6 protein-coding genes are annotated in these 12,444 nt (G+C 40.9%); 2 read left to right on the top strand and 4 right to left on the bottom strand.

Going from position 1 to position 12,444, the window contains the following annotated elements; genetic code table 11:
• Positions 1–20: 20 nt before the first annotated feature.
• A complete protein-coding gene (locus tag V7L01_RS06645) occupies positions 21–1,340 on the bottom strand; it encodes an MFS transporter (protein ID WP_335033016.1) in 1,320 nt (439 codons plus the stop codon).
• Between the two features lie 280 nt (positions 1,341–1,620).
• Between V7L01_RS06645 and V7L01_RS06640 the strand changes: the two genes are divergently transcribed.
• Positions 1,621–3,273: an ABC transporter ATP-binding protein/permease gene (locus tag V7L01_RS06640; protein WP_335033014.1), complete on the top strand. Its 1,653-nt coding sequence runs from the start codon at positions 1,621–1,623 to the stop codon at positions 3,271–3,273.
• Positions 3,274–3,318: 45 nt separating this feature from the next.
• Positions 3,319–4,527 (top strand): macrolide family glycosyltransferase, encoded by a 1,209-nt coding sequence (locus V7L01_RS06635; RefSeq protein WP_335033011.1) that lies wholly within the window; start codon positions 3,319–3,321, stop codon positions 4,525–4,527.
• A gap of 133 nt (positions 4,528–4,660) precedes the next feature.
• Here V7L01_RS06635 and V7L01_RS06630 read toward each other — a convergent pair whose 3' ends face one another.
• The 3 genes from V7L01_RS06630 to V7L01_RS06620 all read right to left on the bottom strand — a co-directional run bounded on the left by V7L01_RS06630 (position 4,661) and on the right by V7L01_RS06620 (position 12,331).
• Positions 4,661–5,398: a glycosyltransferase family 32 protein gene (locus V7L01_RS06630; RefSeq protein ID WP_335033009.1), complete on the bottom strand. Its 738-nt coding sequence runs from the start codon at positions 5,396–5,398 to the stop codon at positions 4,661–4,663.
• A gap of 183 nt (positions 5,399–5,581) precedes the next feature.
• Positions 5,582–5,794, bottom strand: coding sequence for an MbtH family protein (locus V7L01_RS06625; protein ID WP_335033007.1), 213 nt, complete (start codon positions 5,792–5,794; stop codon positions 5,582–5,584).
• A gap of 36 nt (positions 5,795–5,830) precedes the next feature.
• Positions 5,831–12,331 carry an amino acid adenylation domain-containing protein gene (locus V7L01_RS06620; RefSeq protein ID WP_335033005.1) on the bottom strand — a complete coding sequence of 2,167 codons (6,501 nt, stop codon included), beginning with the start codon at positions 12,329–12,331 and terminating at the stop codon, positions 5,831–5,833.
• Positions 12,332–12,444 lie beyond the last annotated feature (113 nt).

Raw genomic sequence — 12,444 nt, 5'->3', positions numbered from 1 at the left:
TTTTATTGCCTCTCTAATCTCTACATGGGGGCCACCTTGCTTGCTGAAGATTCAAAATCAGGCACATTAACTTCTAAATCTCGGATGGCAGGGTATTGGGAGCCGATAAATGCTGTCACTAATATAAAACACCCGATAATTACGAACAATAGTCCAATACCACGACCAGGCCCAGAACCAATTATTTGGCCAACCAGTACTTGAGACCAAAGTCCATCAAAAGCCATCAGTGGCTCGAAAACATAGTCAGCTAGTGGGCCTGCAACGATCGCAGCTAGCGGTACAGCGGCCCCCCACATCGCTCCAGTTAATGCAAATACTCTTCCCTGTACCGACTCAGCAACTTTTGTCTGCAAGATAACTTGCACTGAGCCATTGATGAAAGGTGCAGTCAGGAAGAAAAGTAAAGTAGCGATCGCAATTTGGATGATAGAAGGGCGTAAACCAGCAATGGCAATGCACACCCCACTCAATGACATAGTGATTAGAACAGGGCTGACCAAGTTCTGCCAACTATTCTTCCATGTACTCATCACTATAGCCCCTACGAACATACCAAGACCGCTAGCAAATGCAATCTGTCCTAAGTTAGCTGGCGTAGTTAAAGAAAGAATTAGGGGAAAGGTTAGTACACTGACAAAGCCAACCAGGAATTGGTAAATCGCGAACAGAATCACAAAGCTGAGTAGTCCAGGACGCTCTGTTAGATAAGTCCAGCCGTAGAGTGTTTCTTGCAAAAGTGAGGCAGGCGGAGTGTCCTCATTGGCATCAGTAGTTTGGTTTAACTCCGGGAATCGCACCAACAGAAGGGGAACAAGGGCAACTAGTAAAGTTGCGAAGTCGACGATCAGAATGCCTCTTTGCTTAACAATACCCAGCAGAATACCTGCTAGTAAAGGCGAGATGATTTGCTGAATGCCCATTCCCAATTGAATCATACCGCTCACCCGTGCTAAATCCTCTTGAGGCACCAAAGAGGTAATGGAAGCTTTATAAGCGGGCGTATGGAAAGCACCGATGATGGAAGTGATGATATTTCTGAGATAGATGTGCCAAATCTCTAGTTGACCAATACTGATTAACAGTATCAGAATTAGTGTAGATAGTCCTTTACAGACATGACTAATAATCATTATCCAGCGACGATCCCAACGATCGACTAATGTGCCTGCTATTGGCGAAATGACGATGAGTGGTATTGTACAAGTCAGGGTAAGGAAAGCAAATTGGGTAGCAGAGCCAGTTTGCTGGAATACCGAGATATCCAGAGCAAACCCAGTCATAGAGACGCCAATCAGCGAAATTAATTGTCCTACCCAAATAAATGTGAAAATACGCATTTTTATGTATAAAATTATGGTTTAGTTGTCGTTCTGTATTATATGTATACTTGGTCAAGTTGAGATGAAAGTACTACTTATTGTAACTAAGAGGAAGTGCGTAAAATCTAGATTGCGGAGTAGATATACAGGAATAAAGTTAGCGATCGCTAGTAGGGGGTAAATTGCGATCGTCAAGGACACTCTCTTTTGAACCTGTGCCTGATTAATCCCTACCGCAGTAACTAGAAGGCATAGTTATGAAAATCCTCAGAACTAGAAAAATTTATATAGTCTACAAATGAATCGATTCAGCTTGAAAGCGGTTAAACGGTTTTGGGCGATCGCTCAACTCTATTGGTTAGGTAATGAAAAACGAGGTGCTATAGGTTTACTTGTGCTTCTCGGAGTTTTATTGTTAGCTACTACCCAAGTCAAGGTATTGTTAAATAGTAAACAAGGAGATTTAATTTCTGCCCTTTCCGCTCATAATAGTACTAAATTCTGGCAAGATATACTAGTTGCGTTCGGGGGAATAATTGTCTTTGGTTTCCTAAATTCTGCCTATGGTTATCTGCGAGAGACAATCGGCATTTATTGGCGACGATGGTTGACCCATCATTTACTTAATCAATATTTCAAAAATCGCGCTTTTTATGAGCTGAGTAACTCCCACAAAGAGATTGATAACCCAGACCAACGTATTTCTGAAGATGTTGCCAATTTCTGCCAGCAATCTATTCAATTTTTGGTCAACTGTCTGGAATCTGTTTTTGTAGTAATTGCTTTTAGTGTCATTCTCTGGTCTATTTCAAAAAATCTAGTTATTGTTCTGGTAATTTACTCCATTTTAGCCTACGCCATAACAATTGGGTTTTATGGCAAAAAATTAACACAACTAAATTTTGAACAACTCAAAAAAGAAGCTGATTTTCGCTTTGGTTTAGTTCGTATTAGAGAGAATGCCGAGTCTATTGCTTTTTATAACGGCATCCTTCAAGAAGCCAACAAAATCAAATTTATATTTAATCAGGTTTTTAAAAATTTTAAGCGATTGATATTATGGTCAGAGGTGTATTTAAACATATTTAAATATCAGTTTGGTTATCTCCCCTGGATCATACCAGCATTGATTTTAGGAAACCAGATTCTGTCAGGTGAAACAGAGGTGGGAAAAGTTACAGAAGCGGGTGGTGCCTTTGGGCAGGTCGCTTTTTCTGTAAATCTGATTATGTATCAGTTTGAAAAATTCACTAAATTTGCTGCTTCAATTAATCGCCTATATATTTTTTCTGAATATCTCAAACAGCCAAGCAAAGCAATAGCTAATGCTAAGACTATTGATATAGTCCTAGACAGCCGTTTAGCGTTGGAAAACCTGACTGTCCAAACTCCCAATTATCAAAAAACTTTATTTAGTAACCTTTCTGTAGCATTGCAAACAGGGCAGGGATTACTAATTATGGGAGATAGCGGTTGTGGTAAAAGTTCTTTGTTGCGTGCCTTAGCTGGTTTATGGAATTCGGGAACAGGTGTAATTGTTCGTCCAGAATTAGAAGAAATACTATTTTTACCGCAGCGCCCTTATATGATTTTAGGGACTCTTCGGGAGCAGTTAATCTATCCTAATGCCAAGGTCGATCTGAGTGATGAAGAACTTGATGAAGTTCTTCACAGAGTAAATTTATCAGACTTAGCAGAACGGTTTGGTGGTTTTGAGGTCGAGCAAGATTGGAGCGATCTTCTTTCTTTAGGAGAACAACAAAGATTAGCTTTTGCTCGGCTTTTAGTTACGAAACCAAAATATGCAATTTTAGATGAAGCAACTAGTGCTTTAGATATTAACAACGAACAACATCTTTATAGTCTTTTAGTAGAAACAGGGATAACCTTTATTAGTGTTGGTCATCGCCCTAGTCTCAAGAAATATCATCAGGTTATTGTTAATCTTTAAATTTGTCAAACTAACAGGGCATTTTCTATGAATCGTGTAATATTTATGAACGTTTCAGCTGCCGGACACGTAATTCCCACCTTTGGATTAGTAACGGAGTTGATGAAAAGAGGTGAAGAGGTAATTTACTACGAGGTTCCCCATTTTCAACAAGAAATCGAGTCTTTTGGAGCTGCTTTTCGTTGCTATCCTCAACTCAATCCTGAGACAGCGCCACCATCTGAAAATGAAATGTCTCTAGTGCCCTCTCTAACTTGGTGTACTCGTGAAATGCTACCAGCACTTTTAGAATCAGTGCGTGCAGAAAAGCCAGATTATATTATTCACGACTCTCTCTGTCTCTGGGGAAGACTAGTGGCGCAGTTGCTCAATATTCCCGCTGTTAATTCCATTGCTACAGCTGCTTTTACTCCGGAAAGTTTCTATGAATGTCCTTGGCTGAGGAAGAAACTACCACGATTGTTAAAAGAGGCGGCTGTCGGGATGAAGCACTATCGTCAACATCAACGTGAGTTACGAGCAACTTATGGTGTACCTCCAATTAAATTTGTTGACACTTTTACTAATATTGAACCTTTCAACATTTGTTATTTACCTATAGAACTCCAACCTTATAGCGATAAATTTGATGAACGCTTTCATTTTGTTGGCCCTTGTAATCCAGTGCGGGCAGTAGAATATGATTTCCCAATGGATAAATTGCATTCATCCAAGCTCATCCTGATTTCATTTGGGAACATTCACGACCCAGGTTTGGGATTTTACCAGAAATGCATTGAGGCTTTTGCTAACACCGATGCTCAGGTAGTAATGGTGTTGAGTCCAGCTTTAGATATCACACTTCTAGGAGATATCCCAGAAAACTTTATCATTCGACCTATGGGTACTGTTCCCCAATTACAAATATTAGAACGTGCCAGTCTATTCATTATGCATGGAGCAGGCGGTGGAACACGGGAAGCTGTCTGGTATTCGGTACCAATGATTGCAGTACCACAAACTTATGAGCAAGAAATCATTTCCCGCCGCATTCAGGAGCAGGGTGCAGGAATTATGATGATGTTAGAAGATGTAACTTCAGAAGGCTTGCGACAAACGGCGCAGCGAATTTTTGACAATAACTCCTTCCGAGTAAATAGTGGTCGTTTAGGTGACGCTTGTCGTGCGGCTGGTGGAGTAAAGCGAGCGGTAGATGAAATTCTGCGATATGTTTATGAACAGAAATCTTCACAGCCATCACAATATATATCTTAATTGCTATTAGAGAAGTTGGAAAAAATTTGTAAATATAGTTATACTAATTCTTCCTGAAGTGGTATTACATAATTAGCACTGTTTTGATTTTTTTGAAGTGGGCTTCTTTTATAAACAAGCTCACGCCAAACAATCACACAGTACCTTTAAGGAAAGAGCGAAAGAACCAGTATGGTTCTAAAAGCATACCGAATAAAACTCTGGTTATCTGGTGTTTTGCAGGCAACCAAGAAGTAGTCATGTGGTGTATGGTATAAGTCTCTGACGTAGGCTGACTTTTGAAGATTTTGCCGTTCAGTTCCATTGGAGCACCTGGTTCAAAAATGTATCCTGGACATATACGAACTGTGGGACTTTCATGGAATTTATTTACTACTACGGAATGATTTAACATGATAGGCCCGGTGCTGTAGCCCACATAATAAGGCATGGTATTTTGGGCTGAATTATCTTTGCGTTTTTGTAATTCATCGAAGACTTTTAGCCAGAGGGGATGCCCTGGAACACTTCCCATAATGGCATTACTAAAGCAAACTAATTTTGAAAGCACAAGCTCAAAATCTGCTAATAAATCATCAAGTGGTTTGAGGCATTCAATATCCATATCAATATAGAAGCCTCCATAATGGTGAAGGATAAAATAGCGTATGGCATCAAAACGTTGAATTTTATGGGGATAAGCATCAAATATTGGCAGAAACCAGGAATAATTATCTGTCATAAATTTCTTTGCTCTGGCTTCATCCCAAAATTGGTGTTCCCAATCAGGGTGATGATGCAAAACTGTTTGATGGTAACGACGATATTTTTCTGGTATGGCTGCTTCTCCCAGAAAAAAAATCTGATGGATTATTTTGGGGATTTTAGTCATGGGGCATATTGAGGAATGGGCAGGGAGAATAGAGGAGAATTAGAGCGTTTTATTGAAAAAATAGAATAATTACAGCGAATTTCCGAAAATTTACTGTTTAGCCAATAATTATCTTCAATTTTTCTTTACATGCTTCTTTTTTCTCCCCCTGGCTTTTCTACCTCCCCTGCTCCCCCTGCTCTCTTATTCTTGCATCGCCTGACGTAAACTTAAAGGACGCATATCTGTCCATACTTCTTCGATATAGGCTAAACATTCAGCTTTAGGGCCTTCTTTGCCTACTGATTTCCATCCTAATGGCAGTTCCTGTTTCCATTTCGGCCAAATTGAATATTGTTCTTCATGATTGACTACTACAAGATAAATAATTTCGTCGTTGTGTTCGTTGTTACTCATGGTTTTTTAGGCTCCTTTATTTTGGTGATTGGTCTATTACCCATTACCTTTAATTAATATGCCATCATCGCTTAAATTTACAGAACGGCGTTGACGCGATGCTTTAGGAATATCGGCGGTTGTTTGCACAGATGGAGAAGCTGCTAGTAAAAGAGCGATCGCTTCTGGGGTGCGATGGGTGAATAATTGAGGTAGGGGAAACTCGGTTTGATAGCTTTGGCGCAAACGGATGGCTAATTGGGTAACTAGCAGGGAATCTCCACCAATTTCAAAGAAATCATCGGTAATTCCTACCCGTTCTATTTGTAATAAACTAGCCATCAGGGAACAGATAGTTGCTTCTTGGTCATTTCTGGGTGCAATGTAAGGTTTATTTGTCCCACTCCAATCGGGTGCGGGTAAAGCTTTGTAGTCTACTTTGCCGTTAACTGTTAAGGGAATGGCTTCTAGTGGCATAAATACCACTGGAATCATATAGTCTGGTAATTTGCTCTTTAAAAACTCTGGTAAGACGGTTTTCAGGTCTGAATTGGTATTAGAGATAAAGTAAGCAATTAGCCGATTATCTCCATTTGCAGCTTTCCCTACGGTGACTAAGGCTTCTTTTACTTGCGGGTGAGTGCTGATAACAGCAGTAATTTCACCTGGTTCAATACGAAAACCGCGTATTTTAACTTGCTGGTCGGCGCGTCCGAGGTATTCTAGTTCGCCATTCGCTAGACGACGTGCTAAATCTCCACTGCGATATAGACGACTACCAGGAGTTTTGGCGTAGGGGTCGGGAATAAATCTCTCTGCACTTAAACGAGGCTGATGCAGATAACCCCGCGTCACTCCCGCACCGCCAATGTAGATTTCCCCAGGAACTCCTATCGGCATTGGTTCCAGGTTCTCATCTAAGATATAGAGATTTAAATCGGGAATCGGTTGACCAATAACGCTACCTCGATTGGCGTTTATATCTGCTTGGGTAATCGGTCTATAGGTGACATGAACGGTGGTTTCGGTAATGCCGTACATATTAATTAATCTCGGTTTTTCGTCGCCATAGAACTCAAACCACGGTTGTAGGCTTGGTAGTTCTAAGGCTTCTCCCCCGAAAATAACGTAACGTAAAGGTGGCTTTTGTGTCTCTGATGTGGCTACTTGGATTAATTGCTTGAAGGCTGAGGGAGTTTGATTTAATACCGTAACTTTGTGGTTTTGGAGCAGTTGGAAAAAGTCTTTTGGTGAGCGACTTGTCCAATAGGGAACTACGACTAGTTGACCGCCATGCAGCAAGGCTCCCCACAGTTCCCAAACAGAGAAGTCGAAGGCGTAGGAGTGAAACAACGTCCAAACATCTGCGCTGTTAAATCCAAACCAGGATTGAGTGGCTTTGAGCAGGCGGATAACGTTGGCATGGGTAACGATACAACCTTTGGGTTTGCCTGTGGAACCACTTGTATAAATTATATAGGCTGGATGCTCTGGGAATATCTCGACTGCTAAGGACTCATTGCTTTGATTTTCTAGTTGGGTGGCTATATCTTCTAGAATGATAATTTCGGTATCACCTGCGGGAATTTGGGGAACGACTGAACGCTGGGCGATGAGTAGAGAAACGCCACTATCTTGTAATAGAAATTCTATGCGATCGCTTGGATAACTAGTATCAACAGGAACATAAGCACCACCAGCTTTGAGGATTGCCAGGATAGCTATTACTAAATGTTCGGAACGTTCCAAACAAAGCCCTACAAGGGTTTCTGGCTTAACGCCTTTACTTTTTAGGTAATGTGCAAGGCGATTGGAACAAGTATCTAATTCCGCAAAACTGAGAGTAGTTTCTTGGAAACAAAGGGCGGTTTTGTCTGCATATTGGGACACCGCTTGAGCAAAGGCAAAAACCAGGGTTTTGTCAGATAGATAACTGGCTGAGTCGAGATTGGAAGCTTGCAGTAGGCTTTGGCGTTCTTGAGAAGAGAGGAGCGATCGCTTGTGGTATGGTGTTTGTGGTTGAGTGGCGAGTTCAGTTAGGGCAGTTTGATAATACTTGCTATATTGCTCAACTTGTGCATCGTCAAACTGCTGCACGTCATAGATTAAATTCAATTGCAGGGCTGCACTTCCTGGAACCAGACAAAACTCTACTAAAAAGGGAAAGTCTGTCTCTTCAAAAATATCAACGTTGTTAACTTCAACTTGAGGTAGATTTAGCAGTCCTTCATATACGTGAAAATGGACGTAGTTGAATCCCACTTCAAATAAAGGACGCCGATCGATCGAGCGTTGCATCTCAGCTAATGGGAAATTCCGATAAGGGAGGATATCTCGTTCAGCACGGAAAACGCTTTGGATTAACTCTAACCAACTACCGGATGTCAATTCCATCCTCAACGGTACCGTATTGACGAACAAACCTAACAGATTTTGACTGTCAAGGGTTTCGGGTCGTCCATTGATGACATTACCAGTCACAACTTCATTTTGTCCAGTTAAAAAGGAGAGAACGCGCAGATGCACGGCTAAAAGTGCAGTTTTCAGAGGAACTCCGGCATTTTTAGCAAGTTTGCGGAGGCTATTAGCTAACTGCTCGTTAATGGTGATTGATAAGCGTTGCAGATGGCGTTGTAAAGACATGGAATGCTCTACATTCAGACGCGGGAGGCTGCTAACTTCCAAGTTGCTGAGATATTTGTGCCAAAATTCTTGCAGTTGCTTGTCAGCGATCGCTTGTTGTTCTTGAGCGATAAAATCTCTGTAAGCAATCTCTGGAACTGTCAAGGCTGGAACATTTCCGGTTTCTAAATACTGAACATAACGTTGTAATAATTGCGTGAGCAATGTTGCGACACTCCAACCATCCAGAATCACGTGGTGAAAACTGAAGCTGAAGCTGAGTTGGTCATCTGAGAGTCGGTGAATCTGGAAGCGGAATAAGGGAGGTTTCGCAATATTAAAGGAGCGGGTTTTTTCAGACTCAATCCATTTGGCGACTTGCCCAGGTGCATTCGCTCCCAAATTACGCAAATCGACAACCGTTAAAGGTAATTCAACTTGAGCGCGAACAATTTGAATCGGCGTGCTGTATCCTGTCCAGTGGAAAGAAGTCCGCAATACTGGATGTGCGCGACAAATATCAGCGATCGCATTTTTCCAAGCTGCTTCTGAATAAGTAAGGCGTAAATCAAAGGTGAAAATTTGGTGGAAAATTGCCGAGTCAGGATGCATCTCACTGTGATAGAGCATTCCCCCCTGTAAACTAGAGAGGGGATAAGCATCTTCGGCATCTTTTGGTAAGCGCTGGCGATCGCTTTCTGATATAAGGTAAATAGCCGTAGTTACACCCAATGCACTTGTAGTTAATACTGCTTTTTTAACAGCCAACTGGCGCACAGTTGCAAATTCATAGAGGTCTCTGGCGGAAATTGCAAAACCTGCTTTTTTAGCTTTGGCAATAACTTGCAAAGCCAAAATCGAATCACCGCCAATTTCAAAGAAATTATCGTCAATCCCGACTTTTTCCAGACCAAGGACTGTGGCTACAATTGCACAGAAGCTTTCTTCATCAGCATTGCGGGGAGCTACATAGTCTTCTTCTACCCTTAAAAGATTCCAATCGGTCGCGGGTAATGCTTGGGTATCAATTTTACCATTAACAGTCAAAGGAAAGGCTTCTAAACTCACATAAGCTGCTGGTATCATATAATCAGGCAGCTTGGTTTTGAGGTACTGACGCAGTTCATTGGGATTAGGATGGGATTCCCCTGGAACATAATAAGCAATCAGCCTACTTTCTTCTTCCCATTCATCAGTCAAAATCAAAGCTTCACGAACTTGAAAATGGGACGTTAGCGCTGTTTGGATTTCTCCTAATTCAATCCGAAAACCGCGAATTTTGACTTGTCTATCTATTCTTCCTAAATATTCTAAATCTCCGTTAGGCAATCTCCGCGCTAAATCGCCACTGCGGTAAAATCGTCCTTCTGCAAAAGGATTAGGTAGAAATCGTTCTGCTGTCAGTGCGGGACGATTTAAGTAACCACAACTCACCCCTGCACCTGCTACATAAATTTCCCCTGGTAATCCATCAGCAACGGGTTCTAGTTTTTCATCGAGCAAGTATATCTGCAAGTCGGGAATCTCTGTACCAATTACACTAGCACGGTTTTTTGTGAGGTCAGACTGGGAAATGGGGCGATAGGTAACATGAACGGTGGTTTCTGTAATCCCGTACATATTTATTAAACGCGGAGTTTTATCCCCGTACCTTTCCAGCCAGGGACTCAGGCTTGGCAAATCCAAAGCTTCACCGCCAAAGATAACATAGCGCAACGCCAGTTTTCCCACACTGGCTTCGTCGGCGCGAATCAATTGGTTGAAGGCGGAAGGAGTTTGATTCAGGACAGTTACTTTTTGTGTCGTGAGAAATTCGCGGAATGATTCTGGCGATCTACTCAACCAGAACGGAATAATAATCACTTTCCCCCCGTAGAGTAAAGCTCCCCACAATTCCCAAACAGAAAAATCAAAGGCGAAGGAGTGAAACAGCGTCCAAATATCTTTTTCGTTAAAATCAAACCAAGCTTCTGTGGAACGCATTAGCCGGATGACGTTAGCATGGGTTACAACACAACCTTTGGGCGTACCAGTGGAACCACTAGTGTAAATTATATAAGCTGGAAATTCTGGTTTTAAGTAGATTGCTGGCGATGTATCTGGTTGATTGCTAAGTTCCTTTTCTATAGATTTGAGAGTGAATGCTACTATTTCTTTGTTAGTTAATTTTGATAAAATAGAGTCTTCAGAAATGAGTGCTAAAATCCCGCTATCTTGCAGAATTAGTTCCAAACGTGCAGAGGGAGAATTAGGATCTAGAGGAACATAAGCTGCACCAGCTTTTAGGATTCCGAGTATGGCAATAATTACGTTTTCTGAACGTTCTAAACATAATCCTACTCGTGTTCCTGGCTGCACTCCTTGGCTTTGCAAATAATGAGCGAGGCGATTCGCCTTTGCATTGAGTTCGGCGTAGGTGAGTGTGATTTTGTTAAATTGAATTGCGGTATTTTCAGAATACTTGTTGGCCGTGCTATCAAAAGCGGAAACGAGTGTTTCTATGGTTAACGCGAAACCTAATCCCCTAATTCCCTTACCTTGTAGGAAAGGGGGAAGATTAAAAGCCTCTCCACTAAAAGGAGAGAGATTTTCCAAATTCCGTGAAATGCCTACTTCCGGTAATACAATAGAAAGGCTAGAAATGGTTTGTTCTAAATTATCTGTGACTTCCTCAAACAGATTTCGGAAGTTTGTAACTATCTGTTCTACTGCTTCATAATCTAAATAGGAAAGATTGTAATCAAAATCAATTTTGATGTCACTATGTTCCTCATATTCTCGCACATAGATAATCAGTGGAACTTTTTGTTGATGACTGTAGAGAGGAACACAGCTTGTTTTAGTATCAGCAAAACATTCGTTGTAATCGTGCCTTTCGTAAGACAGATAAACTTCAAATAAATGGTCTTTACTGCTTGGTTGTAAGCCAGATATTCGCTTTATTTCTCCTAAGGGAAAGCGTTGATGGCGATAGTCTTGCCGCAATAGAGAGCGGATTCGATCTAGAAGTTCATGGACTGTTTTATTGCCATTGATTTCCACCCGGAATGGAATAGTACTGACAAATAAACCAATGGCATCTTTGAAGCTTTTTTTGTTGCGATTTAAAAGAGACAAACCAACAACTAAATCGCTTTTGTTATAGCGTTTAGTTAAATAAATTGTAACTAAGCTTAAAATTAAATGGAAAATATTTGATTGAATATTTTGACAAAGAGTATTAACCCGGTTATATTGCTCGCGAGAAATATAAATAGATTGACGGTTTCCCATCAATTCTTGGGGCTTAATTTGAGGAAAAATCTTAGGTGAAACCTGTTTGAGGCGTTGCTGCCAATATTCGCGATCGCGCTGAAAACTATTTGATTTTAAATACTCAGATTCTTCCTGAAGATATTCAATTAAAGACCAATTTCTTTCTGTTTTATTATCCGCACCGTTGTTGATAACTTGATTGTAAGTCCCTATAAATTCCCTGAAGAAAATAGAGGTTCCCCAGCCATCGGTGATGGCATGATGATATTTTCCAAAAATAATATGTTTTTGGCTGTTGGTACGAATTAGTTGAAAAGCCACAAGTGGAGAATTTTTCCCAAAGCTAAAAGGCATGGAAAATTGCCTGTTTATATACTCTTCGGCATCTCGTTCGCTATTTTCATGACTTGAAAAATCAACCAAAGTCACTTTTGCATCTTCATGCGGTGCAATTGTCTGCAAAGGCTTACCTTCAGATTCATAAATTCGCGTTCGTAAACCTGGATGGCAACGAATTACTTTGTTAATGGCATAATTGAAAACTTCAATATCGAAAGCACCCTGAACCGTGACAACTGCACCGATATTCAAATGGGAACCTTCCGACCACATCATTTGGTCGATATAAATTTCTCTTTGATTGATTGATAATGGAAATATTTTATTCACGGTGTCTGTCATAATTCCTTAAATAAATTAACCTTTTCAGGGGCAAAAGCTTTGAGATAATTCGCTTTTAGCCCAAGTTAATATTTACTCAGCAAACACGGAGGGAAAAATGTCTTGTTCCTACA

The organism is Nostoc sp. (genome assembly GCF_036917095.1).
Classification (GTDB): Bacteria; Cyanobacteriota; Cyanobacteriia; order Cyanobacteriales; family Nostocaceae; genus Nostoc.
This window is presented reverse-complemented; position numbering and strand designations above follow the sequence as displayed.

Excerpts from the sequence above, each read along its gene's own strand:
- V7L01_RS06645 (WP_335033016.1), bottom strand. The coding sequence starts at position 1,340 with ATGCGTATTTTCACATTTATTTGGGTAGGACAATTAATTTCGCTGATT.
- V7L01_RS06630 (WP_335033009.1), bottom strand. The coding sequence starts at position 5,398 with ATGACTAAAATCCCCAAAATAATCCATCAGATTTTTTTTCTGGGAGAA.
- V7L01_RS06625 (WP_335033007.1), bottom strand. The coding sequence starts at position 5,794 with ATGAGTAACAACGAACACAACGACGAAATTATTTATCTTGTAGTAGTC.
- V7L01_RS06620 (WP_335033005.1), bottom strand. The coding sequence starts at position 12,331 with ATGACAGACACCGTGAATAAAATATTTCCATTATCAATCAATCAAAGA.
- V7L01_RS06635 (WP_335033011.1), top strand. The coding sequence starts at position 3,319 with ATGAACGTTTCAGCTGCCGGACACGTAATTCCCACCTTTGGATTAGTA.
- V7L01_RS06640 (WP_335033014.1), top strand. The coding sequence starts at position 1,621 with ATGAATCGATTCAGCTTGAAAGCGGTTAAACGGTTTTGGGCGATCGCT.